Source organism: Streptomyces sp. NPDC051104 (assembly GCF_040682835.1).
Classification (GTDB): domain Bacteria; phylum Actinomycetota; class Actinomycetes; order Streptomycetales; family Streptomycetaceae; genus Streptomyces; species Streptomyces cynarae.
In genome coordinates, this window is the sequence record NZ_JBFBBS010000014.1 from 138,409 (window position 1) to 165,103 (window position 26,695).

Sequence of the window (26,695 nt, forward strand, 5' to 3'; positions counted from 1 at the left end):
CGCCGTGCCAGAGCCCTTGCCGCCCCCGGAGAACGGGGCCGGTGCGGACCGTGCGCGCTCGCTGCCGCCCGGTCGTTCCGACGCGCCCGTCACCCGTTCGGCGCGGAAGAATGGGTTTATGAGCCAGCAGAACGCCCAGGCGCCGGTCCACCCGTCCCCCGCCACCCCCCGCGAGGGAGAGCCCTCGGGTCGCGCGGCCATGCAGAATCAGCAGCCCTCCGTGGGTTCCATCGCCGCGCACCGCCCGCACACAGTGGCGGCGGCGGTGTCCGGACTCGATCCCGACCTCGACGCCGACCTGGACGCCTACGAGGAGGCCGAGGGCGCCCAGCTGCCCCAGGGCCGCTTCCTGGACCGCGAGCGCAGCTGGCTCCAGTTCAACGAGCGTGTCCTCGAGCTCGCCGAGGATCCGAACACGCCGCTCCTCGAGCGCGCGAAGTTCCTCGCGATCTTCGCCAGCAACCTGGACGAGTTCTTCATGGTCCGGGTGGCGGGACTGAAACGTCGTATCGCCACCGGGGTCGCCACCCGGTCCGCGTCGGGCCTCCAGCCCCGCGAGGTGCTGGAGATGATCTGGGCCCGCTCCCGCGAGCTGATGGCCCGGCACGCCGCCACCTTCCAGGAGGACGTCGCCCCCGCCCTCGCGGAGGAGGGCATCCACATCGTCCGCTGGAGCGAGCTGACGGACAAGGAGCAGGCGCGGCTGTTCACCCTGTTCCGGCACCAGATCTTCCCGGTGCTGACCCCGCTCGCCGTGGACCCCGCGCACCCCTTCCCGTACATCTCGGGCCTGTCCCTGAACCTCGCGGTCGTCGTGCGCAACCCGGTCTCCGGCCACCGCCACTTCGCCCGCGTCAAGGTGCCGCCGCTGCTCTCCCGCTTCCTGGAGGCCTCCCCGCAGCGCTACGTCCCCATCGAGGACGTCATCGCCGCGCATCTGGAGGAGCTGTTCCCGGGCATGGAGGTGCTGCAGCACCACACCTTCCGGATAACCCGGAACGAGGACCTCGAGGTCGAGGAGGACGACGCGGAGAACCTGCTCCAGGCCCTGGAGAAGGAGCTCATGCGGCGCCGCTTCGGCCCGCCGGTGCGCCTGGAGGTCGAGGAGTCCATCGACCGCTACGTCCTCGACCTGCTGGTGCGCGAGCTGAAGATCTCCGAGGCCGAGGTCTACCCGCTGGCCGGCCCCCTGGACCTCACCGGCCTCTTCGGCATCGCCAACCTCGACCGGCCCGAGCTGAAGTACCCCAAGTTCGTCGCCGGCACCCACCGCGACCTGGCGGAGGTCGAGTCGGCGTCCGCGCCGGACATCTTCGCCGCGCTGCGCGAGCGGGACGTCCTGCTGCACCACCCGTACGACAGCTTCTCCACGTCCGTACAGGCGTTCCTGGAGCAGGCCGCCGCCGACCCGGACGTCCTGGCGATCAAGCAGACGCTGTACCGCACCTCGGAGACCTCGCCGATCGTCGACGCGCTGATCGACGCCGCCGAGTCCGGCAAGCAGGTCCTCGTACTGGTGGAGATCAAGGCCCGCTTCGACGAGCAGGCCAACATCAAGTGGGCCCGCAAGCTGGAGGAGGCGGGCTGCCACGTCGTCTACGGTCTCGTCGGGCTGAAGACCCACTGCAAGCTGTCGCTCGTGGTGCGGCAGGAGGGCGAAACGCTCCGCCGCTACAGCCACGTCGGCACGGGCAACTACCACCCGAAGACCGCACGTCTGTACGAGGACCTGGGGCTGCTGACGGCCGACCCGCAGGTCGGCGCGGACCTGTCCGACCTGTTCAACCGGCTGTCGGGCTACTCCCGCCGGGAGATCTACCGCCGCCTGCTGGTCGCGCCCAAGTCCCTGCGCGACGGCCTGGTCTCGCGGGTCAACAAGGAGATCCAGCACCACCGGGCCGGCCGGCCCGCGTCCGTCCGCATCAAGGTCAACTCGATGGTGGACGAGGCGGTCATCGACTCCCTCTACCGGGCCTCCCAGGCGGGCGTCCCCGTCGACGTGTGGGTGCGCGGCATCTGCGCGCTGCGCCCGGGCGTGACCGGACTGTCGGAGAACATCCGCGTACGGTCCATCCTCGGCCGCTTCCTGGAGCACTCCCGCGTCTTCGCCTTCGGCAACGGCGGCGAGCCGGAGGTGTGGATCGGCAGCGCCGACATGATGCACCGCAATCTCGACCGCCGTATCGAAGCACTCGTCAGGGTCGCCGACCCGGCGCACCGGGCGGCTCTCAACCGGCTCCTGGAAACCGGTATGTCCGACACCACCTCGTCCTGGCACCTGGGCCCGGACGGCGAGTGGATCCGGCACGCCTTCGACGCCGACGGCCAGCCCCTGCCGAACATCCAGGAGATGCTCATAGACGCCCGGAGGCGCCGGCGTGGCACAGCAACACCTTGATCCCCCCACCGACCCCACGGCCGACCTCACGGCCGACCTCACGGCCGGGCCCTCCCCCACACTCTCGACTTCGCCGGAGCGGGGGGACCCCCATGAGCAGGGAGGTGCCCCCACCGGGGACGCCCTCGCGGAGTACCTGCGGGCCCAGGCCACGGAGTTCCTCCGCGCGTTGCGTCAGCACCGGGAGGCCGGTGACGGGGGTCCCCCCGCACGGGCGAAGTCGCGAGCGGGGGAGGGAGGCGGTACGGAGGACTCCGGCGACGCCGCGCTCGCCCTGCGCCGCTCGGCCCGTCGCATCAGCGGCACGCTGCACACGTTCCGCGCCCTGCTCGACGCCGACTGGTCGGAGGCGATGCGGCCGGAGCTGGCCTGGCTGTCGGGCACGCTGGCCCGCGAGCACGCGTACGCGGCCCGGCTCGACCGCCTGCTGCTCGCCCTGCACCGGCTGTCGGGCTCGTCGGCCTTCCCCGCGCAGACGACCGGCGCAGCGGAGGGCGCCGGGCCGCGCGACCGGGTCGGCGTTCCGGAGCGCGGCAACCTGACCGTGGGCGCCGCGAAGGCGGGCGCCCTGCTGGAGCGTCAGCTCACCCTGGCCCGCACCCGCGCCCACTCGGCGGCCCTGCAGGCGCTCGGTTCCAGCCGCTTCCACGCGGTGGCGGACAGCGTCGCCGTCCTCGCCAGCGAGGTCCCGCTCACCCGGGCCGCGGCGACCGCCGACCTGCGGCCGCCGGCCGCGGCGGCCGAGGAGCGGCTGACCGACGCGGTGGCCGCGCTGCCGCTGGTCACCGCGGGCCACCCGTACAACGCGGAGGCCCTCGTCCACGGCCTGTCCCCGGACCCGGCCCCGCATCCGCAGGACGGCCCCTGGCACCAGGTCCGGCTGCTGCTGCGGCTGCACCGCTACGCGCGTGAGGTGCTGTACGGGCGGTACGGCGAGAACGCGGCGGTCGACGTGCGGCTGCTGGCGGCCGGGCAGGCCCTCAACCGGCACCGGGACGCCTCGGAGGCGGCGGCCGCGGCGGCAGCGGCGGCCCGCACCCCGCGCATCGCCCCGGCGACGGCGTACGCCCTGGGCGTGCTGCACGCCGACCAGCGGCACGAGGTGGAGGCGGCCCGCTTCGCCTTCCAGCAGTCCTGGCAGAAGCAGGCGGTGGGTACTCCGTAGACGCCGCAGGGACGGCTGGGCTCACGGGGGCGCGCACCGTATGCGTGAGAGAGGAGCCGGAGTACCCGATGACCGAGGAGACCATCCGTGCGGCGGGCTGTGTCCTGTGGCGCCGCTCGCCCGTCGACGGCGCCCTGGAGATCTGTCTGGTCCACCGGCCGAAGTACGACGACTGGTCCCACCCCAAGGGCAAGCTGAAGCGCGGCGAGGACCCGCTCACGGGGGCGCTGCGGGAGGTGGCGGAAGAGACGGGCTACACCGCCGTGCCCGGCGCGCCCCTGCCCACCGCGCACTATCTGGCGAACGGCCGCCCCAAGCAGGTGCACTACTGGGCGGCCGAGGCCACGGACGGCTCCTTCGCCCCCAACCGCGAGGTCGACCGCGTCCTGTGGCTCCCCCCGGTCGCGGCCCGCCACCGCCTGAGCCAGCCGCGTGACAGGGAACTCGTCGACACCCTGCTCCGGGTACTGGAACAGCCGACCGCTCGGACACCCGCCGCGGAATGACACGCCCGGGCACGCGGGCGCCCGACATGAGCGGATCCCGACCGTTGCGTGAGTGACGAAGGTCGCGAGGAGAATCCGGGATCGCCCCGTGTCCACAACGTAAGCCTTCCGTGACCTAACCACACCGTCCGCAGGGGTTCACCCCCCGTTCACTTTCGGCCATAGGCGCCTTCACCTGATCTGCCTAATTTCGGCCTTACACGGTGGCGGGCGCCACCTCGCAGGCGCGCCCACATCACCCCACTTCGCACGCCGCCGATCAGGACGGCGGCTCCTGGAAGGAACTCCCGAAAGTGAAGCTTCAGCGCATGAACCGGCGGGCCCTCACCCTCGGTGCTCTCGCCGTCTCCGGCGCCCTGGCCCTCACGGCGTGCGGCTCCGACGACACGGGTTCCAAGAGCAGCGGCGGGGGCAGCAGCGCCTCCGCGGGCGCGACGAACGCCGGCTCCATCAAGTGCGACAACGCCAAGGGCCAGCTGCTCGCCGACGGCTCCTCCGCGCAGAAGAACGCCATTGACGCGTGGACGGCCGCGTTCAGCCAGGCCTGCACGGGTGTGCAGATCAACTACAAGGGCAGCGGCTCCGGTGCCGGTGTCACCGCGTTCACCCAGGGCCAGCTCGCCTTCGCCGGTTCCGACTCCGCGCTGAAGCCCGCGGAGATCGAGGCCTCCAAGAAGATCTGCACCGGTGGCGGCCAGGGCATCGACCTGCCGATGGTCGGCGGCCCGATCGCCGTCGGTTATAACCTGCCGGGCGTGGACAACCTGGTCCTGGACGCCCCCACGCTGGCCAAGATCTTCAACAGCGACATCAAGACCTGGGACGACCCGGCGATCAAGAAGCTGAACCCGAACGCCAAGCTGCCGTCCACCAAGATCTCGGCCTTCCACCGTTCGGACGAGTCCGGCACCACGGACAACTTCACCAAGTACCTGAAGGCCGCGGCCCCCGCCGTCTGGGGCAAGTACTCCGGCGGCAAGGCCTGGCAGGCCCCGGGCGGCCAGTCCGCTCCGCAGTCCGCGGGTGTGGCGCAGCAGGTGAAGCAGACCGCCGGCGCCATCGGCTACTTCGAGCTGTCCTACGCCAAGGACATGAGCACGGTCGCCGTCGACACGGGCGCCTCCTCCCCGGTCAAGCCCTCCACCGACGGCGCCAGCAAGGCCATCGCGGACGCCAAGGTCGTCGGCACCGGCACGGACCTGGCGCTGAAGCTCAACTACAACACCAAGGCCGACGGCGCCTACCCGATGGTCCTGGTCACCTACGAGATCGTCTGCGACAAGGGCAACAAGGCGGACACCCTGCCCGCCACCAAGGCCTTCCTGCGCTACATCGCCAGCACGGACGGCCAGTCGATCCTGACCCAGAACAGCTACGCGCCGATCCCCGACGCGATCATCTCCAAGGTCCGCACCACCATCGAGGGCCTGAGCTGACCTGAGTGTGCGGCCCGGTCCCCGCGGGGCCGGGCCGTACCGTCCGGTGCACCGCCGCCTGGAGCCGAGCCATGAGCGCGGCTCCGCAGACCGGAGATCCCGATGGACATATCAACAAAAAACACACAAGCGCCTCCCCCCGCCCCCCAGCCGTCCGTGGCCGAGCAGAAGCGTGCGGCCCGCGGTGCCACCCGGCCCGGAGACCGGATCTTCCTCGGTCTGTCCCGTGGGTCGGGCATCCTGCTGCTGGTGATCATGGCCGCGATCGCGGTCTTCCTCACCTACCGGGCCTACCTGGCCATCAGCAAGGACCACGGCAACTTCCTGACCACCTTCGAGTGGAACACCGGAGCGATTCCGCCGGTCTTCGGCATCGCCGTCCTGGCGTTCGGCACGGTGATCTCCTCGATCGTCGCCATGGTCATCGCGGTCCCGATCGCGGTCGCCATCGCGCTCTTCCTCACGCACTACGCCCCGCGCCGGCTCTCCGGCCCCATCGCGTACGTGATCGACCTGCTCGCCGCCGTGCCGTCCATCGTCTACGGCCTGTGGGGCGCCCTGATCCTCGTACCGCACCTGACCGGCCTCTTCAGCTGGCTGAACGACTACTTCGGCTGGTCCGGCATCCTGTCCTGGGACGGCGGCCCGCCGCGCTCGCTGCTCACCGTGGGCGTCCTGCTCGCGATCATGATCCTGCCGATCGTCACCAACGTGAGCCGTGAGGTCTTCCGCCAGGTCCCGCGCATGCACGAGGAGGCGGCTCTCGCCCTCGGCGCCACGCGCTGGGAGGTCATCCGCATGGCGGTGCTGCCCTTCGGCCGCTCCGGCGTCATCTCCGCCTCGATGCTCGGCCTCGGCCGCGCGCTCGGCGAGACCATGGCCGTCGCGACCGTGCTCTCCCCGGACTTCCTCATCCACGGCAGCCTGCTCAACCCGGGCGGCGGCACCTTCGCCCAGAACATCGCCAGCAAGTTCAACGAGGCGACGGAGTACGGCCGTGACGCGCTGATCGCCTCCGGTCTGGTCCTGTTCGTCATCACCCTGCTGGTCAACGGCGCGGCCCGCGTGATCATCGCCCGCCGCAAGGAGTACTCGGGGGCCAACGCATGAGCAACGCACTTGTCGCCGACAAGCGCCACAGCACCCTGCGCGGCGCCAGCCTGCCCAAGTGGTCCCCGTGGGCCATCGCCGCCGGTTCGATCGCCGTCGCGTGCGGCATCGGCGCCGCAGCCGGTCTGACGAGCCACGTCCAGTGGGGCCTGATCGCCGCGATCCTCTTCCTCCTCGGCACCTACGCCATCGCCGCGCGCGTCGAGGGCCGCCGTCAGGCGAAGGACCGGATCGCGACCTCCCTGGTGTGGGTGGCCTTCCTGCTCGCCGTGATTCCGCTGGTCTCCCTGGTGTGGACGACCCTCTCGCGCGGTGTGAAGGTCCTCGACATCTACTTCCTGACCCACTCGATGGGTGTCGTCCCCGACTCCCAGCCCGGCGGTGGCATCTACCACGCCATCCTCGGCAGCCTCGAGCAGGTCGGCCTCGCCACCGTCATCGGCACGCCGATCGGCGTGCTCACCGCCATCTACCTGGTGGAGTACGGGCGCGGCAGGCTCGCCCAGGCCGTCACCTTCTTCGTCGACGTGATGACCGGTATCCCGTCGATCGTCGCCGGTCTGTTCATCCTCAGCCTGATGCTGATCTTCAAGATGGAGCCCTTCGGCTTCGCCGGTTCGCTCGCCCTGGCCATCCTGATGATGCCGGTCGTGGTCCGCTCCACGGAGGAGATGCTCAAGCTCGTCCCGAACGAGCTGCGCGAGGCGTCCCTCGCGCTCGGCGTCCCGAAGTGGCGCACCATCCTGAAGGTGGTCCTGCCCACCTCCCTCGGCGGCATCACGACGGGCATCATGCTGTCGATCGCCCGTATCGCCGGTGAGACCGCGCCGGTCCTGCTGCTGGTGTTCGGCAACCGCTTCATCAACGCCAACCCGTTCGAGGGTGCCCAGCAGTCGCTGCCGCTGTACATCTACCAGCAGTACGCGAACAGCGCCGGCGCCAACGCGGCGTACGACCGGGCCTGGGCGGCGTCGCTGACGCTGATCGCCTTCGTGATGATCCTCAACCTGCTGGCCCGCGGCATCGCCCGCTGGAAGGCCCCGAAGACCGGTCGCTGAGGCGACTGATGACGGCTCCGCCGGGCGGGGCCAAACAGCGACCGATCAAGACTTTCTGGAAGTGAAGTAGTCATGGCCAAGCGAATCGACGTAAGCGGGCTCACCGCCTACTACGGCTCCCACAAGGCGATCGAGGACATCTCGATGTCGATCGAGCCGCGGTCGGTGACGGCGTTCATCGGCCCCTCCGGCTGCGGCAAGTCGACGTTCCTGCGCACCCTCAACCGTATGCACGAGGTGACGCCGGGCGGGCGTGTCGAGGGCAAGGTGCTGCTCGACGACGAGGACCTGTACGGCGCCGGGATCGACCCGGTCTCCGTCCGCCGTGAGGTGGGCATGGTCTTCCAGCGCCCGAACCCCTTCCCCACGATGTCGATCTTCGACAACGTGGCGGCCGGTCTGCGGCTGAACGGCAACTACAAGAAGAGCGAGCTGGCGGACGTCGTCGAGAAGTCGCTCAAGGGCGCCAACCTCTGGAACGAGGTGAAGGACCGCCTGAACAAGCCGGGCTCCGGCCTGTCCGGTGGTCAGCAGCAGCGTCTGTGCATCGCTCGGGCGATCGCGGTGGAGCCGAAGGTGCTCCTGATGGACGAGCCCTGCTCGGCCCTCGACCCGATCTCCACCCTCGCCATCGAGGACCTGATCGGCGAGCTGAAGGAGCGCTTCACGATCGTCATCGTGACGCACAACATGCAGCAGGCGGCCCGTGTCTCGGACCGTACGGCGTTCTTCAACCTGGCCGCCGTGGGGCAGCCGGGCAAGCTGATCGAGATCGACGACACCGAGCGGATCTTCTCGAACCCGTCGGTGCAGGCGACCGAGGACTACATCTCGGGTCGCTTCGGCTGATCCGGCGGTCCGTCCGAAGACCCCTCGCGGTGCTGCATGGCGGTGCCACCGCGAGGCCGAAGAGGGCCCGCCCCTGGCTCCCGGGGGCGGGCCCGCTCGTGTCCCGGGCCGCTACTCGGCCACTTCCGTACGTTCCCACCACCGGTAGACGGTGACGTTCTGCTTCTCGACATCCTCATGGCGCGTGGTGACCTTGTAGTGCTCGTACCCACCACGGTGCGGAATCTTGAGCTCCTGGCCGGGAGGAACAACCGGCACGACCTTCCCGGCCAGTTCCTCGGGACCACCTTCAAGAAGTGCCTTGCTACCCATACCTCCAGTTTTGCCACCCTGTCGACACCCGCATCTCGAAGCCACGGGCCGGCACGGTGGCACCGGAGTCGCGTCCCTACAGGAACGCCAGATTGATCAGCCCGAACGCCGTGGCCGCGACCAGCGCCGCCGCCGGCATCGTGATGAACCAGCCCAGGACGATGTTCTTCGCCACGCCCCAGCGCACCGCGTTCACCCGCTTGGTGGCGCCCACACCCATGATCGCCGAGGTGATCACATGCGTCGTGGAGATCGGCGCCTTGAACAGGAACGCCGTCGCGAACATGATCGACGCCCCCGTGGTCTCCGCCGCGAACCCCTGCGGCGGGTCCAGTTCGATGATCTTGCGGCCCAGCGTGCGCATGATGCGCCAGCCGCCCGCGTACGTGCCCAGCGACAGCATCGCCGCCGAGACGAGCTTCACCCACACCGGGATCGGGTCCCCGTAGTTCTCGACGTCCGCGATGACCAGGGCCATCACCACGACGCCCATCGTCTTCTGCGCGTCCTGCAGACCGTGGCCGAGCGCCATGCCCGCGGCCGACACCGTCTGCGCTATCCGGAAACCGCGCTTCGCCTTGTGCGGGTTGGACCGGCGGAAGATCCACATGATGGCCGTCATCACCAGGTAGCCGACGATCAGGCCCACCACCGGCGACAGGAACATGGGGGTGATGATCTTGTCCACGACGCCGGACCAGTGCACCGCCGTACCGCCCGCGAGGGCCGCGCCCACCAGTCCGCCGAACAGCGCGTGCGACGAGGACGACGGCAGGCCGTAGTACCAGGTGATCAGGTTCCAGACGATGGCGCCGAGCAGTGCCGCGAAGAGGATCCCCATCCCCTTGCCGCCCTGAGGCGTCTGGATCAGTCCCTCACTGACCGTCTTCGCCACACCGCTGCCGAGGAAGGCGCCGGCGAGGTTCATCACCGCCGCCATCGCCAGCGCCGCCCGCGGGGTCAGCGCCCGCGTCGACACCGATGTCGCGATGGCGTTCGCGGAGTCGTGGAAGCCGTTGGTATACGCGAAGAGGAGTGCGACCAGGATGGTCAGGATCAGAGCGAAGGTGTCCATGGACGCCTCAGGACTCCTTGACCGCGATGGTCTCCACGGTGTTGGCCACGTGCTCGAACGCGTCCGCGGCCTCCTCCAGCACGTCCACGATCTGCTTGAGCTTCAGGACCTCTATCGCGTCGTACTTGCCGTTGAACAGGTGGGCCAGCAGCTTGCGGTGGATCTGGTCCGCCTGGTTCTCCAGCCGGTTGACCTCGATCCAGTACTCCGTGAGGTTCTCCATCGTGCGGAGGTTCGGCATCGCCTCGGCCGTCAGCTCCGCCGCCCGCGCGAGCACCTCGATCTGCTGCTCGACGCCCTTCGGCAGTTCCTCGACGTTGTAGAGGACGACCAGGTCGACGGCCTCCTCCATGAAGTCCATGATGTCGTCGAGGGACGAGGCGAGGGAGTAGATGTCCTCACGGTCGAACGGCGTGATGAACGAGGAGTTCAGCTGGTGGAAGATCGCGTGCGTGGCGTCGTCACCGGCGTGTTCCGCGGCCCGCATACGCTCTGCGATCTCGGCCCGGGCGGAGGCGTCCGCCCCGAGCAGTTCCATCAGGAGTTTCGAGCCGGTGACGATGTTGTCCGCGGATGCGGCGAACATGTCGTAGAAGCTCGTCTCCCTGGGGGTCAGACGAAAGCGCACGTGGGGTCCTCAGGATGCTTCGGTTTCGGTCAGGCTGATGCTAAGGGCATCATCCGGCCACGGCTAAGGGGCCGTCCTCCAGTGTCACCCATCGGACAGTGTGGTCCTCACGGGGGCACTGCGGAGGTGGCCGGGCAGTGACCAAGAGCCGTATACCCGGCAAAGTTCGTTATCATATACCCGTGGGGGGTATATCTCCGCAGCGGGGCACGAGGAGGACGCGATGACGACGACCGAGGCCGGCGCGACAGCGCCCTCGGGGGGCACCGACGCCGTGGTGACCGATCACGACCGCGGCATCCACGGCTACCACAAGCAGAAGGACGAGCACCTCAAGCGGCTGCGCCGCATCGAGGGCCAGATCCGCGGCCTGCAGCGCATGGTCGACGAGGACGTGTACTGCATCGACATACTCACGCAGGTCTCGGCCTCCACGAAGGCCCTGCAATCCTTCGCGCTCCAGCTGCTCGAGGAGCATCTGCGCCACTGCGTCGCGGACGCGGCGCTCAAGGGCGGCGCGGAGATCGACGCGAAGGTGGAGGAGGCGACGAAGGCGATCGGCCGCCTGCTGCGGACCTGACGACGGCGGCTCACTCTCCGGAGGCGTCCCGTTCCTCGGCCACCTTCAGCACCTCGTCGATGCTCTCCAGACTCAGCCGGTCCTCGTGCGCGGCCGAGGCCGCGATGATCAGGTCACCGCACAGTTCGATCTCGGCGAGGGCCACGTGGTCCTGAACTGCCGTACCGCCGACCGGAGCCACGTGCGTCACCTCTTTCTGCCGTCACCGGCTTCCTGGGGCCGGCTTCCTAGCGTAGGGAGCGGCGCCTGGGCGGCGCATGGCACGGACGGACCATTTCCGGCCCCCTCAACCGCGCCACTTCCGGCCACTCACCTGCGCCACGACCGGCCCCGCGCCCGCACCTCACTGCTCGGCGATCTTCCCGGCGAAGATGTCCCCGGACGCCGGCAGCCGTACGTCGGCCGGGGCCCCGAAGTCGTACAGCACCGTCGTCGAGGCCACCGCCACCGGCGTCCTCTGCCGCCCGCCCACGAAGCTGAACCGGTGGCTGACCTCGCGGATGCGTCCCTCGTCGTCGAGGTAGGCGTCGAACGGGACCTCGGCCGTGGCGAACCCTTTCGCCGCCGCCTGGAGGGCCTTCCTGTTCCCTGCGGACGCGTCGCGCGCCGCGAGCCCGATGTCGGCGATCCCGCGGTAGTGCCGCACCGGGGTCCCGTCGATCCGGGTCCTGCCGACGTACGTCGCCTTCCGCACCCCGCGCAGCAGCTCCGCGGCCGTGTACGGGTCGGTGGCGCCGCCGGTGACCAGGTTGCCGTCGGAGAGCGTGGTCGTGTCGACCCGCACCCACTTGTCGGCGGGCACCCCCGCGCCCCGGTTCTTCATGAAGAGGGCGCCCGGCGCGAGCAGTTCGGTGATGGGGCGGTGCTCGTCGGCGCCCGCCGGGTCCTGGGGGAGGGTCACCGTCAGCCGCCCGAGCCGGCCCCGGTAGTCGTAGACCCCCTCGCCGCGGATGGTGACCCGGGTGCCGCCGGTCGCCATCTCCATCGACGTGCGGGCCTTGGAACTGCCCGCGCGCACCAGGGCGCCGGCCGCCTGGTGCAGCGCCTGGACGGCGCCCGGGCCGGAGCGCGCGTCCTCGGCGGCGGCCCCGTCGCCGGCACAGCCCGTGAGCGAGGGCGAGCAGACCAGGAGCACCGTCGCGACGACCGCCGCACCGACCCGACCGCGCTGCCGCACCACCATCGTCTGCCTACCCCCAGCCGGTCCGTCCCGGTGCCCTCCTGTCGTTCCGGTTAACGACGGGTAGGAGGACCCGTCACGCGCGCCTTCGGCGATTCACTTGCCCTGGGTAACCTTGTGGGAGTGGAGCAGCAGGACTTCCCGACCGGTCCCGAGGAGCACCGCACGACAACGGTCGAACAGGGCCGTTTCTGCGTGGCCCGGTGCAGTTGCGGCTGGCGGGGACCGGCCCGCAGAGCCCGCAGCCTGGCGCGATCGGACGCGGAGGTGCACGAGGCCGGCTAGGGGGTGCCCCCGAACTCCGGTTGCGCCCGTGGACGTACGCGTCCACACCGCCCTCACCCTGTAGCGATTCTGTGGTACTTCCCTGCGCAACCCTCCGCGACGAGGCCCCGTCTCGTTCTGCGGAACCCAAGGGAGGCGCACATGCAACGGCGTACGTTCATCGGCGGGGCCACCGCCGTGCTCGCGGCGACGGTCACCACCACCGCGTGCAGCGGCGGTGCTTCGGCCGGCATCGGCACGTCCCTGCGGACGGACAGCGCCGGCGCGCAGGCCCCCGCCAACTGGACGGACCTGGCGCGGGATCTGGACGGCACCCTGGTGCGCCCAGGCGACCGCGCCTGGCTTACCGCCCGCCAGCTGTACAACACCCGCTTCGACGGACTGAGGCCGGCGGCCGTGGCGTACGTGGCGCACACCGACGACATCCGCACCGCGCTGGCGTACGCGCGCGTGCACCGCGTCAAGGTCGCGATACGCAACGGCGGGCACTCCTACGCCGGTTGGTCCTCGGGGGACGGACGCCTGATCATCGACGTGGGCAAGCTCAACACGATACGGGCGAGCGGCGGCGAGGCGGTCATCGGCGCGGGTTCCAAGCTGATCGACGTCTACCGCGCGCTCACCGCGAAGGGCGTGACAATACCCGCCGGTTCCTGCCCCACGGTCGGCGTCTCCGGCCTCACCCTCGGTGGCGGCCACGGGGTGGTCTCCCGGGCGTACGGACTGACCTGCGACAGCCTCACCCAGGCGACCCTGGTCACGGCGGACGGCAAGCAACTCGTCGCGAACGCCACCGAGAACAAGGACCTGTTCTGGGCCCTGCGCGGCGCGGGCAACGGCAACTTCGGCGTCGTCACCGAGCTCCGCTTCAGGACCCACCCGGCGCCGCAGGCCGTGTCGGCGTACCTGACCTGGCCCTGGTCCAAGGCCGCCGCCGTGCTCAAGGCCTGGCAGGAGTGGGGCCCCGGCCAGCCCGACGAGATCTGGTCCTCCTGCCACCTCGAGAACGGCGGCACCCCCACCGTCTCCGTCGCCGCCTTCTCGCTCGGCACCTACGGCGAACTCCAGAACGCCGTCGACCGCCTGGCCGCCAAGGTCGGCGCCCCCGCACGCGGCGTCTCGCTCCGGCGGCACTCCTACCAGGGCGCGATGGAGGCGTACGCGGGCTGCTCCTCCTTCCCCACAGCCGCCCAGTGCCACCTGCCGGGCCCGACACCGGGTCGTAGCCCGCAGGGCGCCCTCGGCCGGGAGACGTACGCGGCCCGCTCCGACTTCTTCGACCGCTCGATCCCGGCGGCCGGCATCCAGACGCTCCTGCGGCAGATCGCACAGGTGCGGGGCGGCGCGGGCAGCGTCGCGTTCACCGCGCTCGGCGGCGCGGTCAACCGGGTGGCTCCGACGGCGACGGCGTTCGTGCACCGCCGGTCGCGGATGCTGGCGCAGTACATCGCGAGCTGGCGGGCCGGCACCTCCGGCGCAACCGCGCAGTCCTGGCTGAATTCCGCGCACACCTCGATGCGCGACTACGCGTCCGGGGCGGCGTACCAGAACTACACGGACCCGACCCTGTCGAACTGGCGGAAGGTGTACTACGGGGACGCGGCGACGCGCCTCGCCCAGCTGAAGCACCGGTACGACCCGGACGGCTTCTTCACCTTCCCGCAGTCGCTGTGACCGCGCCCGGTGGCGAGCCCTACGCCGCCAGGTCCCTGTCCTGAGGGCAGGACGGCTCGCGCCGCGCCCCGGAGATCACGGTCTCCGCGGCGCGCCCCCCGCGGGCCCGGATCAACCGGCCGGCGCGCGGTGAGCGTTCGACGGCCTTCATGACCGGGGTGAGCATCGCCGTGGCGAGTGGGGAGAGCAGCAGGGCGACCGCCGTGCCGAGGGCGAAGCCGCCGATGACGTCCGTCGGGTAGTGCACGCCCATGTAGACCCGGCAGAAGCCTTCGAGGAGCGCCAGGCCGAGACCGAGCAGCCCGAACTTCCGGTTCGCCACGAAGAGTCCGACGGCCATGGCCATGGTGAGCGTCGCGTGGTCGCTGACGAAGGAGTAGTCGGTCTTGCCGGTGACGAGGACGTCGAGCCCCTGGTGGTCGACGAACGGCCGGGGGCGCTCCACGAAGCCCCGGATCGGCACGTTCACCAGCAGCGCGATACCGGCGGCCAGGGGCGCCCAGACGATCGCCGCCACGGAGGACGCCGCGTCCTCGCCGCCCCGGCGCCGCACGCTCGTCCAGCACCACAGGACGAGCAGCACCATGGCGAGCAGCAGACCCCACTCGCCGACGAACCCCATGGCCCGGTCGAACCAGTGCGGCGCTTCCTTGGCCAGGCCGTTGATGTCGTAGAGCAGATCGACGTCGGGGTTCGACCCTGACTCGGCCAGTCCAGCCATCGTGCGCGGCCCCTTCGTCGTCCGTCCCGTCCGCGGACACGCCGTGCGCGCGCCGCTGCACCACCCCCGTGGTCGTAGATCCGCTCCACGTCGAGCCGGCTGCCGTACGTCAACGGTCTACGGGAGAAGGAACGCACAGTCCTGTTCCCCACGTTCCACATTCCACCGAATGATCACGCAGACGTTATCGAAGAGAGACACGTCTTCGCAGCTCACGGGGGTGAGCGTGAGGGAGGGGTTCCAGCCAGCGTGCACCCGCCCATGCGCCGTTCACATCCCGATTCACACCGTCGTGGGCAGCGCTTTCGCGCCATCCTCGGTGACACGCGTCGCCCCGAAGTAGTCGGAGTTGTCGATCGGGTCGAAACGGATCACGGCACCGGTTCTCGGCGCATCGATCATGTAGCCGCCGCCGATGTAGATCCCGACGTGGTGGATGGCGCGGGAATTGGTCGGGTCGTGTGAGAAGAACACCAGATCGCCGGGGAGCAGTTCATCGCGGCTCGGGTGCGGTCCGGCGTTGTACTGGTCGTTGGCGACGCGCGGCAGCGTGATGCCGACGCTCGCGTACGCGGCCTTGGTCAGACCGGAGCAGTCGAAGCGTCCGCCCTCCTCCGGAGTGCCGTCGCCACCCCACAGATAGGGGGTGCCGAGCTTCTTCTGCGCGTAGTTGATCGCGCCGGCCGCCTGCTTGGAGGGGTCGAGCCGCTGGACGGGCGCGGCGAAGCTCTTGGCCAGGGTGGTGATGGTCCTGACGTAGTTCTGGGTCTCCTTGTACGGCGGCACGCCTCCGTACCGGATGACCGCGTACGCCCCCGCGTTGTACGCGGCGAGCATGTTCTCCGTCGGGTTGCCGGGCTCGTCCTTGACGTAGGAGGCGAGCTTGCAGTCGTAGGAGGCGGCCGACGGGATCGCGTCGCGCGGATCCCACACGTCGGCCTTGCCGTCGCCGTTGCCGTCGATGCCGTGGATGGCCCAGGTGCCGGGGATGAACTGCGCTATGCCCTCGGCCTTCGCGGGGCTCTTGGCGTTCGGGTTGAAGCCGCTCTCCTGGTAGAGCTGGGCGGCCAGCAGCGCGGGGTTGATGGCGCTGCACAGGTTGCCCCACTTCTGCACGATGGCGGAGTACGCGGCGGGGACGGCGTTCTTGGCGAGGGCGACGGAGCCCCCGCCGATGCCGTTCGCGAGGTTCCCGGCGACCGTGTAGACCCCGACGACGAGCAGCATCACGAAGCTCAGCGCGGCACCGACGGCTACGGTCGCCCAGATCCACGCCTTACGCACCGTCAACCGCCCCTCGCCGCCCGGGAGTACGCCGAGGGTCAGTGTAGGGGCGGGAGCTGTCCGACGGACCTGAAAAGCCCTGGCCGGACGACGTGGACCGCAGAGGATCGGCCACCGGGGAAGGGGGGCGGGGTGCCTAACCGCCGGATGCGGCAGTGGTCCTGCCCGCCGGGCGCGGTGGTGGTGCTCCGCGCCGGACGCGGCGGACATCCTGCCCGCTGGACGCGGCGGTGGTCCTCCCCGCCGGGCGGCGGGAGTGGTGCTACGCGCCGGGCGGCGGGAGTGGTGCTACGCGCCGGGCGCGGGAGTGGTACTACGCGCCGGGCGCGGGAGTGGTACTACGCGCCGGGCGCGGGAGTGGTACTACGCGCCGAACGCGGCGGTAGTGCCACCCGCCGGCGCGGCGATCCTCCTACCCGCCGGACCGGCCACCGTCCTACCCGCCGGACGCGGCCCGGTACAGATCCGCGGCCTCGCGTCCGAGGACGACGCTGTAGGACACGTCCGGGGTGGAACCGCCCTGTTCGTGTCCGCCGAGGACACCCACGACCTCGCCGTAGCCGTTCACCCAGGGGCTGCCGCTCGTGCCGCTGGTGAAGCTCGGGCAGTCGATGCGCTGCTGGGTGCGACTGAGGGCCGTCGGCCTGTTGGTGCAGGTGATCGGGGATTCCTGGGAGTCGGGGTAGCCGGTCACGGTGACGGCGGTGGCGCCGGTCTCGTGCCCGGTGACGAACCTGTTGCTCCCCACGATGCTCTCGACCTCGACACCGCCGATGGACTCCACGGTGGCGAAGGCCACGTCGCTGTCCTCGTCCTGCCCACCGCTCCAGCGGTCACCGACGAAGGTCTTGGCCACCTTCCACACACCGTAGGGCGCCTTGCCGTCCCGGTAGCCCGGGGCGAACCAGAGCGTGTCGCTGCCCGCGCAGTGCGCGGCGGTCACGATCAGGTTGCCGCGCTCGCTGTGCACGACGGAGGCGGTGCAGAAGTGACCGCCCTCCAGCCCACCGGACGCGCCGAACAGCGCGCCGACGCGAGAGCTGGCCCGAGTGGCCGGCGCCTCCCTGGTCACGCCCAGCGGTCCGGGACCGCCGGCGGCCGCCGCCACGGAGGAGGACGTGACAGCCAGCAGCACGACGGCACCGAAGAACGCGTGCCGGCGGTTGCCAGGGGGGCGTCTGATGCGGTTCATCACGTCTTACTGTGGCCCAGAAAGGTGAGAAAAACTCCTTGAGCACCCTGAAATTCCTCTGTGAGGTCTCATTCCCGCAGCTCAGCGGGGGCATTCGGCCCACAAGGACTTCCTCCCTGCGGATCGCCGCGCGCATGTGCGATGAACCCCAGTTCGAAACAAACCCCCTTCCCCACCCTGCAGGCGGATGCGCGTAGACCCGCCCCACGCAGCGCCCGCAGCGCCCTCCCTGTGAACCCGTCAAGCCGTTGCCACGCCCCCGCCATCCCCCGGCCATCGACCGGTAAGGCGGGCTCCTCGGTTCGGCAATGCCGGAGTCAGGAATTCCGGAGCCTCTTGTTTGTCGCGTACTCAACAGGTCAGGGCCGTCCCGGGCCGCCGCCTCGTCGCCGGGGGCACCGAACCGGCGACGCACTCAACGACGTCACCAGCGGCAGCCACGGCTCCTGCTCCACCAGCTACTTCTGCACGGCCCGGTCCGGCTACGACGGCCCGACCGGCTGGGGCACCCCGGAGGGGGTCGGCGCCTTCACCCGCTGATCCCTTTCCCCCACACATGACGGACGCCGTCAGAAAGTAAGTGGGGACTTACCGACGGCACCCTCCGGGCGACGGGCCGCGGCAACCAGCCGCAACCCGTCGCCGTGCGCGCTCCCCGCACGTCCCGTGCTTCGGCGCACATCCGTGCGATCTGACATGCCGCCACCCGACGCATACGCGCCCCCTGTTCAGGGATAGCCTTCCGCTCGTACGGGTGACACCCGTACGCCACGGGCCGGCCGGTCGGCTGGCGCCAGGGGCCAACCAGGCCCTCAGGGCGCAGAAGAAGTCAACGACGGAACCGCACACCAGGTTCCGCTGCGACTTCATTGCCCGGCGTGACCTGCCGTGATACACACAGTGACCATACGCCCCTTCACACACCGGTCCACGCCCACTCGCGAGGGTCCCACGCGGGCCGGACGCAAGGGACACGTACGAAACCCGCCAACCAATGACGCCAAGTCGACATACGACAGCGGCATTGTCGGCGAGAATGGCCCTGACCCCTGCGACGGTGGCAGGGGGTACGGAACAACCCAACAGGGGCGGTGACTTACATGCATCTCGCGGCCGCAAAAGGCGACATCAACACGATCATCGGCGGTATCGCCCCAGACTGGGGACCGTTCGGCAGCCTGGGCAACGAGGCTCGCGTGATGGTCGAGGTGGTGATGGCCGTCGCCATCCTGCTCTGCCTGGCGATCGCGATCTGGGGCGCGGCCAAACAGCGCATCGGCGCGACGGCCCTGCGCGACACGTTCAGCGCCGAGCAGGGCAAGGGCCTCATCATCGCGGGTCTGACCGGGGTCTTCATCATCGGCTCGCTGGGCACGCTGTTCACGATCGTGTACGGCATGGCCGTCTAGGCCCGGCCCCGGACCGCCGGGCCCACCTGGCGCACCGTCAGTCCCCGGCCGGGCGCGCCAGCAGCCCCTCCGACCCATTCGTCCGTCGCGCCCACCGGCTGAGGTTGCGTTTCCTGATGTCGAGTCACCACACCGCGCCCGCGCGGCAACCAGCACGGCTACCGTCGTACTTCTACGCGGTTCGAAGCGGCCAACAGCTGAAGGGGGCGTGCGCGGCGTGAGTCTCGGTGACGGTGCCTCCGGCGGGGGCGACACGGAGTACGGCGGAGTCGGGCAGACCCGCACCCGGCTGCCGGGCGGCCGGAGCGGTGACGTGTACGGGGGTGCCCGGCGGGGCCGGTCCTCGTCCCGGAGCCTGGTCACGGTGGTCGGCGTGGTCGTCCTCCTGATCGCAGCGATCGCCTTCGCGAACCGCGGGGACGGGCGTTCGTCATCGGCGGAAGGCGGCGAGCCCAGAGTGGACTCGGCTCCTACGGCGGCTTCAGGGGCACGACCGGTGCAGTCGAAGACCGGGGGGCTTCCTTCGGGCTTCGCGCATGATCAGCAAGGGGCAGGGTCGGCTGCGGCGAATTACGCGGTCGCGCTGGGTTCCACCGGGATGTTCCCGAAGGACAGTCGGCACAACATCGTCAACGCCCTCTACACGGCGGCCGCCGCGAGCAAGCTTCAGGGGCCGATGGACCAGGCCTACTCCGCGAGCTTCCTCAACAAGCTGGGGCTGGACGCCAACGGCAACGCTCCGCAGGGCAGCACGTTCGTCTCGCGTACGGTCCCGGTGGGCACCAAGGTCGAGCAGTACAGCGGCAACTCGGCGAAGGTCTCGGTCTGGTACATGGGTCTCATCGGCATGTCCGGCCAGGGATCAACCAATCCGGTCAGCTCCACGTGGAAGACGTGGACCTTCGAGCTGCAGTGGTCCAACGGTGACTGGAAGATCGTCAGAGACTCCCAGACGGACGGCCCCGCGCCGGTCCCCGGTGACGACAAGGCAGCCTCGTCCGACGAGATCAGCAAGGCCACCGAGGAGTACGGAGGGTTCACTTATGCCCGGTAGCCCACGGCGCGTACTCAAGCTCACGGCCGCAGTAGCCACCGTTCAAGCCACGGCCGTCGTACTGGCCACGCGTGCCTTCGCGGCACCGTCGCCCACACCGTCCGTCACGCCGTCACCCACGAATTCGACCACTCCGTCGCCCTCCGGGTCGAACGACCCGTGCGACCTGCTGATCGGCCCCGCCAAGGAGTACTGCCAGAAGAACAACGCCGGCAGCTCCAACGGCGGCAACTCCCTCACCCCCGACAACCCCCTCGACCCCCTCTCCTCCCTCGCAAAGGGCTGCGCCAAAGCCGCCTCCTGGACCATCGACAAGCTCAGTGAGGCCGTGAAGGAGACCGCGAGCGTCGACTTCACGAATCAGAAGTTCCTCCAGCAGTACGCCATCGTCTTCGCGGCCTCCGCCATCCTCACCCTCGTCCTGTGGCTGCTGGCAGTGGCCAAGCGGGCGGTGCGCGGTGTTCCGCTCGGCACCGCCATCAGCGAAGCCGTCGGCTTCCTCTGGCTCACGGTGCTGGCCTCCGCCTTCACCCCGCTGATCCTCTACACCGTCGTCTCGGCGACCGACGCCGTCAGTGACGTCCTGGCCAAGGCCACCGGCGACCAGACGACCACGTTCTTCGGCACCTTCTCCGGCGCCCTCAGCAAGGGCACCGACATCGGCGGCGGCCCGATCATGCTGATCATCGTCTCGCTGGTGTCGATCCTCGCCGCCGGCGTCCTCTACCTGGAGCTGTTCCTGCGGGCCGTCCTCCTCTACGTCGGCGCCCTGCTCGGCGTCGTCGTCTACTCCGGCCTCGTCGACAAGAACCTCTGGAGCCACGTCCGCCGCTGGGCGGGCATCATGATCGCGGTCATCCTGGTCAAGCCGGTCATCGTCATCGTGCTCGGCCTCGCAGGCGCCCTCGCCTCCGACGGCGGACCGGACTCCCTCGCCGCCGTGGTCTCCGGTCTCGCCATCATCCTGCTCGCCATCTTCTCGAGCGCCATGATCTACCGTTTCGTCCCCGGTTTCGGCGACGAGATCGTCAACTCCCGCAACAACCGCATCATGCAGGGCGCCGAGCGCAAGGCCGCCGCCGTCATCAGCTCCCCGGCGACCCTCGTCGCCCAGGGCATCAAGACCCACAGCACCCGCGCCGACAGCAACGGCGGCGCGGCCGCGGGCGCGACCCAGCCGCCCCGCCCCGCCAACCCGGTCTCCGGCGGTGTGGCCGCGCACAGCACCCGTAACCCGGGCGGCGGCGGAGCCGTCCCCTCCGCGCCCCCGCCCCGGACCAGCCCGGCCCAGACCCCGCACGCCGGCGGCACCCGCAACAGCAGTACCAACCGCACGGGAGGTGAAGGGCGTTGACGACCGAGTCCCACGTGTCCCATCCGGTCACGCCCCGCCGTACATATCTGATCGGCCGCGCCCGGCCGAACGCGATCATCGGCCGCAACCGCGAGACCGGTGAGATCGCGCTGATCATCGCGGGCGCGTTCCTCGGCATGATGTGCGGGCTCCTCGTCCCCGTCCTGTCCCTGCGGATCGTGCTGCTGATGGGCTTCCCGCTGCTCGCGCTGGCCGCCGTGTACGTGCCGTACAAGCACCGCACGTTCTACAAGTGGTTCGAGATCAACCGCAGTTACAAGCGCAGCCTGCGCCGGGGCGCGGCCTACCGGTCCGGGGTCATGGAGGCCGGCACCCGGCTCGACGGGCGCGAGGTCGAGATCGGACCGCCCCCGGGCATCGGCCGCATCACCTGGCTCGCCGCCCCCTTCGGACCCGACGAGATCGCCGTCCTCCTGCACGCCGACCGCAGGACGGTGACCGCCGCGATCGAGATCGAGGGCCCCGGCGTCGGCCTGCGCGACAGCGAGGACCAGGAGGCCCTCGTCGACCGCTTCGGCACCCTGCTGAAGCACGTCGCGAACGGCGACGGCTTCGTCACCCGCCTCCAGATGCTGGCCCGCACCCTGCCCGCCGACCCGGACGCGCACGCCAAGGACGTCTCCCAGCGCGGCGACGAGCGCTCGCCGACATGGCTGCGGCAGTCGTACGACCAGCTGCTGTCCATGGTGTCCACCAGCAGCGAGCAGCACCGCGCCTACCTCGTCGCCTGCATGCACTACACCCGGGAGCTCGCCGCCGAGGCCCAGGCCATGGCACGCGCCGCCCGGCCGCAGGGCGGCAAGAAGGTCGACCGGGACGCCGGGCTCGCGGTGGTGATGGCCCGCGAGCTGACCGACATCTGCTCCCGGCTCCAGGAGGCCGACATCCGTGTCCGGCAGCCGCTGGGACAGGGACGGCTCGCCTCCCTCATCCACTCCATGTATGACCCGGACCACCCCATCGACCACATCCAGGCGATGACCAAGCGGAACGCCTGGCCCGCCGAGCTCGACGCCACGGAGCCGACCTTCCTCCAGGCCAAGACCCGCGAGTCCTCCACCCGCGCGCCCTGGTGCCATGCCACCGCGTGGGTCAAGGAGTGGCCGATGACCCCGGTCGGCGTGAACTTCCTCGCGCCCCTCCTCGTCCACACCCCGGACGTCATCCGCACCGTCGCCGTCACGATGGACCTCGAACCCACCGAGATCGCCATCGAGCGCATGCTCACCGAGAAGACCAACGACGAGGCGGAGGCGAGCCGCGCCGCCAAGATGAACCGCACCGTCGACCCCCGTGACATCGCCGCCCATTCCCGCCTCGACCAGCGCGGCGAGGACCTCGCGAGCGGCGCCGCGGGCGTCAACCTGGTCGGGTACATCACCGTCTCCTCCCGTTCCCCGGAAGCCCTGGCCCGCGACAAGCGGACCATCCGTGCTTCGGCAGGCAAGTCGTATCTGAAGCTGGAGTGGTGCGACCGCGAGCACCACCGGGCCTTCGTGAACACGCTCCCCTTCGCCACCGGCATTCGGAGGTAAGGCCCTGATGCGGGATCCGCTGTCCGTCCTGACCGACGCCTTCACGTCCTTCCTCTTCGGCAAGGTCGAGACGACCCGGCTGCCCGTCCGCACCTCCACGGGCCAGGCCCAGGCCGTCTACCTGCCGACGGCCGCACCCGGCCTCGGCGACTCCGGCGTCATCATCGGCCGCGAGGTCTACTCCGGGAAGGGGTACATCTACGACCCCTTCCAGCTGTACGGCCAGCAGCTCCCGGCGCCGCACTGGCTCGTCCTCGGCGAGTCCGGCAACGGCAAGTCGGCGCTGGAGAAGACGTACGTCCTGCGCCAGCTCAGGTTCCGCGACCGGCAGGTCGTCGTCCTGGACGCGCAGGGCGAGGACGGCGTCGGCGAGTGGAACCTCATCGCCGAGGAGCTGGGGATAACACCCATCCGGCTCGACCCCATGGCCGCCCTGGACCACGGCATCCGGCTCAACCCGCTCGACCCCGCGATCACCACGACCGGACAGCTGGCCCTGCTCCGCACGATCATCGAGGTCGCGATGGGCCACGGCCTGGACGAACGGTCCGGCTTCGCCCTGAAGGTCGCGCACGCCTACGTCAACGAGACGATCGTCGAGCGCCAGCCGGTGCTCACCGACATCGTCGAGCAGCTGCGGCACCCCGAACCGGAGTCTGCGGAGGCGATGAACGTCGCCCTGGACGACGTACGGGCCTGGGGCCTGGACGTGGCGCTGGTCCTGGACCGCCTGGTCGACGGTGACCTCAGGGGCATGTTCGACGGCCCCACGACGGTCGGCATCGACCTGGACGCCCCCCTCATCGTCTTCGACCTCTCCCACATCGACCGCAACTCCATCGCCATGCCGATCCTCATGGCGATCGTGGGCGTGTGGCTGGAGCACACCTGGATCCGCCCCGACCGGAAGAAGCGCATCTTCCTGGTCGAGGAGGCCTGGCACATCATCAGCAGCCCGTTCGTGGCACAGCTGTTCCAGCGGCTGCTGAAGTTCGGCCGACGGCTCGGCCTGTCCTTCGTGGCCGTGGTCCACCACCTGAGCGACGTGGTGGACGGAGCGGCGGCCAAGGAGGCGGCGGCGATCCTGAAAATGGCGTCGACCAGGACGATCTACGCCCAGAAGGCCGACGAGGCACGGGCGACGGGCCGGGTCCTCGGCCTGCCCAGGTGGGCGGTGGAGATCATCCCGACCCTCGCCCCCGGTATCGCGGTGTGGGACGTCAACGGCAACGTACAGGTCGTCAAACACCTCGTCACGGAGATGGAACGGCCGCTGGTCTTCACCGACCGCGCGATGACGGAGTCGTCGAGCGACCGGCTGGCGGACGACGCGCTGCGCGCCGCGGAACTCGAGGCGGAGGAACGCGCGGCGGCGTTCGTCGAACAACGACTGAGCGATCTGGACGGCTCGTCCGAGACCACGGTGGCGTAGGGACATGGGCGACATGGGGTTCTTCATGGGCGACATGGGGTTCTTGGAGTCCCGATGAGACCAGGCACAGAGCGACAGGAGCGGCGGCAGGACGGCCAGGGCGGTATCCCCGACGGGCTGTTGGTGGGCCTGCTCGCCTTCCTGCTCGGCGTGACGCTGATGGTGTGGTCGGCCACGGGCCTCGCGGGCTGGTTCACCCGGGGCGCGTGGCCGCATGGCGTACGGATCAGCAGCACCCCGGTGGCCATGCGCCACCTGATCACCGACCCCCACGACATCACGGGCGCGTGGCCGGACACACCACCGGACCAGCTCTCCGGATACGGACTGTTCTGGGGCCTGTTCATAGGCGAACTGATGGTGCTGTTCGTGCTGGCGGTCTTCGCGATCGGCACGGTGGCACGATGGAAGGCCGTACGGGTCCGGAGAAAGGCGGAGGCGGCGGCCGGTGGGCCGCACGGGGACGTGACCGTGGCCGTGGGACCGCGCGGAGAGACGGCCTGGAGACCGCAGGGGACGGTGCCCGACGTGGCGGCCGGTTCGCTCACCGCCGCCGCCCCGGACTCGGCCCCCTACCCTGCTGCGCCCCTCCCCGAGCACCTCGGTACGCGACCGCCGACGCCGGCAACCGGCCCGGTTCCCTCCACGGCGGGTGTCGAACCGGCCCTACCCGTAGCACCCGGACTCGCGGCACCCGGCACCCCTGCTCCCGTCCCTGGCACCCGGAGGGCGCCCTCCGTCGTTCTCGGCGGCTCCGACGTCCGTCACCCTGTCGCCGCCCAGGCCGTGCGCGACGCGGAGGGGCCCGCGCTCGTCATCACCTCCAGCCCGGACTTGTGGTCCGAGACCAAGGACGCCCGCGCCAAGCTGGGACCCGTCCTCCTCTACGACCCCTCCCACCTGTGCGACACCCCGGCCCGGCTGCACTGGTCGCCGTCCGCCGGCTGCGAGGACAAGGCGACCGCCGCTGCACGCGCTGTGGCCCTGCTCGCCCCCGTCCGCCCCACGGCCCGCATCGACCAGGCGGTGGCCGATGTGGCGGAAACGCTCCTGCGGAGCTATCTGCACGCCGCCGCCATAGAGGGCCGCACCACCCGGCACATCCACCGCTGGGCCCAGGGCACACAGGTCCAGGAGGCCGTACGCGCCCTGCGGACGAACCCCAAGGCGTCGTCCGGCGCGGCAGGCGAACTGGAGGCCGCGCTCACCTCGCACCCCGAACGCAGGGACATGGCACAGGAACTGACCGCCCGCGCACTGTCCTCGCTCTTCACGGTCAATATCCGCGAGGCATGCACACCCAACCGAAATGACAGCCTCGCCTTGGATTCCTTCGTCAACGAAGGGGGCACACTTTATGTGGTCGGTGAATCCATCGAGGACCCCCGCCAGCACCCCGGCGCCATGCCGCTGCTGACGGCCCTCGCCTCCAGCGTGGTCGAGCGCGGCCGCCGCATGGCCGAACGGTCATCCTCCGGTCGCCTCGACCCACCACTCACCCTGGTCCTGGACGACGTGGCAGCGGTGGCCCCGCTGCCCCAGCTCCCGGATCTCCTGACGCCGGGAGCGGACCAGGGCCTGCCGACCTTGGCCCTCCTCCGCTCCAGGGAACAGGCCCGCAGCCGCTGGCCCGAGTACGAACTGCCCGTGTAGCCGTCCCGGCCGGCCCCGTCTACGGCCGCTCGATCACCATCTCCAGTTCCCGCTCGTCGCCAGCAGCCGCGGACACCGGCACGGTGACCCCGGTCGGCGCAAACCCCAGCTTCCGATAGAACGCCAGGGCGCGACCGTTGTCCTCGTGGACGATCAGCCGTACACGCTCCACGCCACGGCTCCAGGCCCACTCCAGGGCCTCGTCGAACAGCACCTCGGTCAGCCCGCACCCGCGGTGCTCGGGCCGTACGTACACGCCGACGACATGCCCCTGCCGCCGGTCGACCGGAAACCCTGCCCAGTCCTTGGTGCCGGCCTCCTCCAGCAGCACGGTGACGGTACCGACCCACTCGCCGTCCGGTCCCTGCGTGACGAACTGGTGCACGTCGGACGCCCCCTCGGCGCCGCTGGCCGCTCGCTCCTGCCAGAAGGAGTCGGGCTTGGCCAAGGCCTCGTCGTACGTCTCCAGGAAGGCGAGGTGCGCCACGGAATCCTGGAGCGCGAGGAGCCGCAGCGCCTTCACCGCGGGCCACTCCTCGGCGCGTATGGCACGAACGACGTACGTCTCAGCGATCTCGGGATTGCTCATGGGGGCAACCGTACGTCACCCGCCGCGAGACGCGAAAAAGCCCCAACTCACCGGGATATACCCGGGAATTGGGGCTCTTTCTCAAGAATTGTTCGGCGGTGTCCTACTCTCCCACAGGGTCCCCCCTGCAGTACCATCGGCGCTGTAAGGCTTAGCTTCCGGGTTCGGAATGTAACCGGGCGTTTCCCTCACGCT

At 70.1% G+C, this 26,695-nt stretch carries 25 protein-coding genes, 1 rRNA gene and 1 pseudogene; 17 read left to right on the top strand and 10 right to left on the bottom strand.

Annotation, left to right across the window (positions count from 1 at the left end):
- Positions 1 to 118 precede the first annotated feature (118 nt).
- The 7 genes from AB0N14_RS21310 (at position 119) to pstB (ending at position 8,522) form a co-directional block, all read left to right on the top strand.
- Positions 119 to 2,398: an RNA degradosome polyphosphate kinase gene (locus AB0N14_RS21310; RefSeq protein ID WP_366027252.1), complete on the top strand. Its 2,280-nt coding sequence runs from the start codon at positions 119 to 121 to the stop codon at positions 2,396 to 2,398.
- A gap of 136 nt (positions 2,399 to 2,534) precedes the next feature.
- Entirely contained in the window at positions 2,535 to 3,563 is a 1,029-nt protein-coding gene (locus tag AB0N14_RS21315; protein WP_366027280.1) for a CHAD domain-containing protein, read from the top strand.
- Positions 3,564 to 3,631: 68 nt separating this feature from the next.
- Positions 3,632 to 4,069, top strand: coding sequence for an NUDIX hydrolase (locus AB0N14_RS21320; RefSeq protein WP_366027253.1), 438 nt, complete (start codon positions 3,632 to 3,634; stop codon positions 4,067 to 4,069).
- A 293-nt stretch (positions 4,070 to 4,362) separates the two neighbouring features.
- Positions 4,363 to 5,505 carry a phosphate ABC transporter substrate-binding protein PstS gene (gene pstS, locus AB0N14_RS21325; protein WP_366027254.1) on the top strand — a complete coding sequence of 381 codons (1,143 nt, stop codon included), beginning with the start codon at positions 4,363 to 4,365 and terminating at the stop codon, positions 5,503 to 5,505.
- 102 nt (positions 5,506 to 5,607) lie between these two features.
- Positions 5,608 to 6,615, top strand: a complete 1,008-nt coding sequence (gene pstC / locus AB0N14_RS21330; protein WP_366027255.1) for a phosphate ABC transporter permease subunit PstC — start codon at positions 5,608 to 5,610, stop codon at positions 6,613 to 6,615.
- The gene (pstA, locus tag AB0N14_RS21335) at positions 6,612 to 7,673 is read left to right on the top strand and encodes a phosphate ABC transporter permease PstA (protein WP_366027256.1); all 1,062 of its coding nucleotides are present in this window, start codon (positions 6,612 to 6,614) and stop codon (positions 7,671 to 7,673) included. The genes pstC and pstA overlap by 4 nt, the downstream gene beginning before the upstream one ends.
- A gap of 72 nt (positions 7,674 to 7,745) precedes the next feature.
- The gene (pstB, locus tag AB0N14_RS21340; protein ID WP_366027257.1) at positions 7,746 to 8,522 is read left to right on the top strand and encodes a phosphate ABC transporter ATP-binding protein PstB; all 777 of its coding nucleotides are present in this window, start codon (positions 7,746 to 7,748) and stop codon (positions 8,520 to 8,522) included.
- 111 nt (positions 8,523 to 8,633) lie between these two features.
- Here the strand turns inward: pstB and AB0N14_RS21345 are convergent, their stop codons facing one another.
- The 3 genes from AB0N14_RS21345 to AB0N14_RS21355 form a co-directional block, all read right to left on the bottom strand.
- On the bottom strand, positions 8,634 to 8,834 hold the full coding sequence (locus tag AB0N14_RS21345; RefSeq protein WP_366027258.1) for a DUF5988 family protein: 201 nt from the start codon (positions 8,832 to 8,834) through the stop codon (positions 8,634 to 8,636).
- Positions 8,835 to 8,910: 76 nt separating this feature from the next.
- Positions 8,911 to 9,909, bottom strand: coding sequence for an inorganic phosphate transporter (locus AB0N14_RS21350; RefSeq protein WP_366027259.1), 999 nt, complete (start codon positions 9,907 to 9,909; stop codon positions 8,911 to 8,913).
- A 7-nt stretch (positions 9,910 to 9,916) separates the two neighbouring features.
- The gene (locus tag AB0N14_RS21355) at positions 9,917 to 10,537 is read right to left on the bottom strand and encodes a DUF47 family protein (protein WP_055490603.1); all 621 of its coding nucleotides are present in this window, start codon (positions 10,535 to 10,537) and stop codon (positions 9,917 to 9,919) included.
- 223 nt (positions 10,538 to 10,760) lie between these two features.
- Here AB0N14_RS21355 and AB0N14_RS21360 point away from each other — a divergent pair, with 223 nt between their 5' ends.
- Positions 10,761 to 11,117 carry a metal-sensitive transcriptional regulator gene (locus tag AB0N14_RS21360; protein ID WP_366027260.1) on the top strand — a complete coding sequence of 119 codons (357 nt, stop codon included), beginning with the start codon at positions 10,761 to 10,763 and terminating at the stop codon, positions 11,115 to 11,117.
- A gap of 10 nt (positions 11,118 to 11,127) precedes the next feature.
- Here AB0N14_RS21360 and AB0N14_RS21365 read toward each other — a convergent pair whose 3' ends face one another.
- Complete coding sequence (locus tag AB0N14_RS21365) at positions 11,128 to 11,307, bottom strand: hypothetical protein (protein ID WP_366027261.1); 180 nt, start codon at positions 11,305 to 11,307, stop codon at positions 11,128 to 11,130.
- 153 nt (positions 11,308 to 11,460) lie between these two features.
- Positions 11,461 to 12,300, bottom strand: coding sequence for a hypothetical protein (locus tag AB0N14_RS21370; protein WP_366027262.1), 840 nt, complete (start codon positions 12,298 to 12,300; stop codon positions 11,461 to 11,463).
- Positions 12,301 to 12,420: 120 nt separating this feature from the next.
- On the opposite strand from AB0N14_RS21370, the gene AB0N14_RS21375 reads away from it, so the two are divergent.
- Together AB0N14_RS21375 and AB0N14_RS21380 are read left to right on the top strand one after the other, a co-directional pair.
- A complete protein-coding gene (locus tag AB0N14_RS21375; RefSeq protein ID WP_366027263.1) occupies positions 12,421 to 12,582 on the top strand; it encodes a hypothetical protein in 162 nt (53 codons plus the stop codon).
- A gap of 141 nt (positions 12,583 to 12,723) precedes the next feature.
- Positions 12,724 to 14,256, top strand: coding sequence for an FAD-binding oxidoreductase (locus tag AB0N14_RS21380; RefSeq protein ID WP_366027264.1), 1,533 nt, complete (start codon positions 12,724 to 12,726; stop codon positions 14,254 to 14,256).
- Between the two features lie 19 nt (positions 14,257 to 14,275).
- On the opposite strand, the gene AB0N14_RS21385 is transcribed toward AB0N14_RS21380, so the two are convergent.
- The 3 genes from AB0N14_RS21385 to AB0N14_RS21395 form a co-directional block, all read right to left on the bottom strand.
- The gene (locus AB0N14_RS21385) at positions 14,276 to 14,977 is read right to left on the bottom strand and encodes a phosphatase PAP2 family protein (protein WP_366027265.1); all 702 of its coding nucleotides are present in this window, start codon (positions 14,975 to 14,977) and stop codon (positions 14,276 to 14,278) included.
- 282 nt (positions 14,978 to 15,259) lie between these two features.
- On the bottom strand, positions 15,260 to 16,267 hold the full coding sequence (locus AB0N14_RS21390) for a bifunctional lytic transglycosylase/C40 family peptidase (protein ID WP_366027266.1): 1,008 nt from the start codon (positions 16,265 to 16,267) through the stop codon (positions 15,260 to 15,262).
- Positions 16,268 to 16,697: 430 nt separating this feature from the next.
- On the bottom strand, positions 16,698 to 17,453 hold the full coding sequence (locus tag AB0N14_RS21395) for a serine protease (protein ID WP_366027267.1): 756 nt from the start codon (positions 17,451 to 17,453) through the stop codon (positions 16,698 to 16,700).
- A 411-nt stretch (positions 17,454 to 17,864) separates the two neighbouring features.
- Here AB0N14_RS21395 and AB0N14_RS21400 point away from each other — a divergent pair.
- The 7 genes and pseudogenes from AB0N14_RS21400 to AB0N14_RS21430 all read left to right on the top strand — a co-directional run.
- A pseudogene (locus tag AB0N14_RS21400) lies at positions 17,865 to 17,993 on the top strand (peptidase S8); the annotation flags it as partial.
- A 560-nt stretch (positions 17,994 to 18,553) separates the two neighbouring features.
- Positions 18,554 to 18,862, top strand: a complete 309-nt coding sequence (locus AB0N14_RS21405) for a hypothetical protein (RefSeq protein WP_043441655.1) — start codon at positions 18,554 to 18,556, stop codon at positions 18,860 to 18,862.
- A 217-nt stretch (positions 18,863 to 19,079) separates the two neighbouring features.
- Entirely contained in the window at positions 19,080 to 19,916 is an 837-nt protein-coding gene (locus AB0N14_RS21410) for a hypothetical protein (protein WP_366027268.1), read from the top strand.
- Entirely contained in the window at positions 19,906 to 21,270 is a 1,365-nt protein-coding gene (locus tag AB0N14_RS21415) for a hypothetical protein (protein ID WP_366027269.1), read from the top strand. Before AB0N14_RS21410 ends, AB0N14_RS21415 begins: the two co-directional genes overlap by 11 nt.
- Entirely contained in the window at positions 21,267 to 22,826 is a 1,560-nt protein-coding gene (locus tag AB0N14_RS21420) for an SCO6880 family protein (RefSeq protein WP_366027270.1), read from the top strand. The genes AB0N14_RS21415 and AB0N14_RS21420 overlap by 4 nt, the downstream gene beginning before the upstream one ends.
- A gap of 7 nt (positions 22,827 to 22,833) precedes the next feature.
- Complete coding sequence (locus AB0N14_RS21425; RefSeq protein WP_366027271.1) at positions 22,834 to 24,258, top strand: ATP-binding protein; 1,425 nt, start codon at positions 22,834 to 22,836, stop codon at positions 24,256 to 24,258.
- 54 nt (positions 24,259 to 24,312) lie between these two features.
- Positions 24,313 to 25,911, top strand: coding sequence for a type VI secretion protein (locus AB0N14_RS21430; RefSeq protein ID WP_366027272.1), 1,599 nt, complete (start codon positions 24,313 to 24,315; stop codon positions 25,909 to 25,911).
- 19 nt (positions 25,912 to 25,930) lie between these two features.
- Here the strand turns inward: AB0N14_RS21430 and AB0N14_RS21435 are convergent, their stop codons facing one another.
- Together AB0N14_RS21435 and rrf are read right to left on the bottom strand one after the other, a co-directional pair.
- On the bottom strand, positions 25,931 to 26,500 hold the full coding sequence (locus AB0N14_RS21435; RefSeq protein WP_366027273.1) for a GNAT family N-acetyltransferase: 570 nt from the start codon (positions 26,498 to 26,500) through the stop codon (positions 25,931 to 25,933).
- 90 nt (positions 26,501 to 26,590) lie between these two features.
- Positions 26,591 to 26,695: ribosomal RNA gene (gene rrf / locus AB0N14_RS21440) — 5S ribosomal RNA — on the bottom strand; the annotation flags it as partial.

Excerpts from the sequence above, each read along its gene's own strand:
- pstB (WP_366027257.1), top strand. The coding sequence starts at position 7,746 with ATGGCCAAGCGAATCGACGTAAGCGGGCTCACCGCCTACTACGGCTCC.
- AB0N14_RS21310 (WP_366027252.1), top strand. The coding sequence starts at position 119 with ATGAGCCAGCAGAACGCCCAGGCGCCGGTCCACCCGTCCCCCGCCACC.
- AB0N14_RS21430 (WP_366027272.1), top strand. The coding sequence starts at position 24,313 with ATGAGACCAGGCACAGAGCGACAGGAGCGGCGGCAGGACGGCCAGGGC.
- AB0N14_RS21320 (WP_366027253.1), top strand. The coding sequence starts at position 3,632 with ATGACCGAGGAGACCATCCGTGCGGCGGGCTGTGTCCTGTGGCGCCGC.
- AB0N14_RS21425 (WP_366027271.1), top strand. The coding sequence starts at position 22,834 with ATGCGGGATCCGCTGTCCGTCCTGACCGACGCCTTCACGTCCTTCCTC.
- AB0N14_RS21415 (WP_366027269.1), top strand. The coding sequence starts at position 19,906 with ATGCCCGGTAGCCCACGGCGCGTACTCAAGCTCACGGCCGCAGTAGCC.
- AB0N14_RS21405 (WP_043441655.1), top strand. The coding sequence starts at position 18,554 with ATGCATCTCGCGGCCGCAAAAGGCGACATCAACACGATCATCGGCGGT.
- AB0N14_RS21370 (WP_366027262.1), bottom strand. The coding sequence starts at position 12,300 with ATGGTGGTGCGGCAGCGCGGTCGGGTCGGTGCGGCGGTCGTCGCGACG.
- AB0N14_RS21435 (WP_366027273.1), bottom strand. The coding sequence starts at position 26,500 with ATGAGCAATCCCGAGATCGCTGAGACGTACGTCGTTCGTGCCATACGC.
- AB0N14_RS21380 (WP_366027264.1), top strand. The coding sequence starts at position 12,724 with ATGCAACGGCGTACGTTCATCGGCGGGGCCACCGCCGTGCTCGCGGCG.
- AB0N14_RS21385 (WP_366027265.1), bottom strand. The coding sequence starts at position 14,977 with ATGGCTGGACTGGCCGAGTCAGGGTCGAACCCCGACGTCGATCTGCTC.
- pstC (WP_366027255.1), top strand. The coding sequence starts at position 5,608 with ATGGACATATCAACAAAAAACACACAAGCGCCTCCCCCCGCCCCCCAG.
- AB0N14_RS21345 (WP_366027258.1), bottom strand. The coding sequence starts at position 8,834 with ATGGGTAGCAAGGCACTTCTTGAAGGTGGTCCCGAGGAACTGGCCGGG.
- AB0N14_RS21350 (WP_366027259.1), bottom strand. The coding sequence starts at position 9,909 with ATGGACACCTTCGCTCTGATCCTGACCATCCTGGTCGCACTCCTCTTC.
- AB0N14_RS21360 (WP_366027260.1), top strand. The coding sequence starts at position 10,761 with ATGACGACGACCGAGGCCGGCGCGACAGCGCCCTCGGGGGGCACCGAC.
- pstA (WP_366027256.1), top strand. The coding sequence starts at position 6,612 with ATGAGCAACGCACTTGTCGCCGACAAGCGCCACAGCACCCTGCGCGGC.
- AB0N14_RS21395 (WP_366027267.1), bottom strand. The coding sequence starts at position 17,453 with ATGAACCGCATCAGACGCCCCCCTGGCAACCGCCGGCACGCGTTCTTC.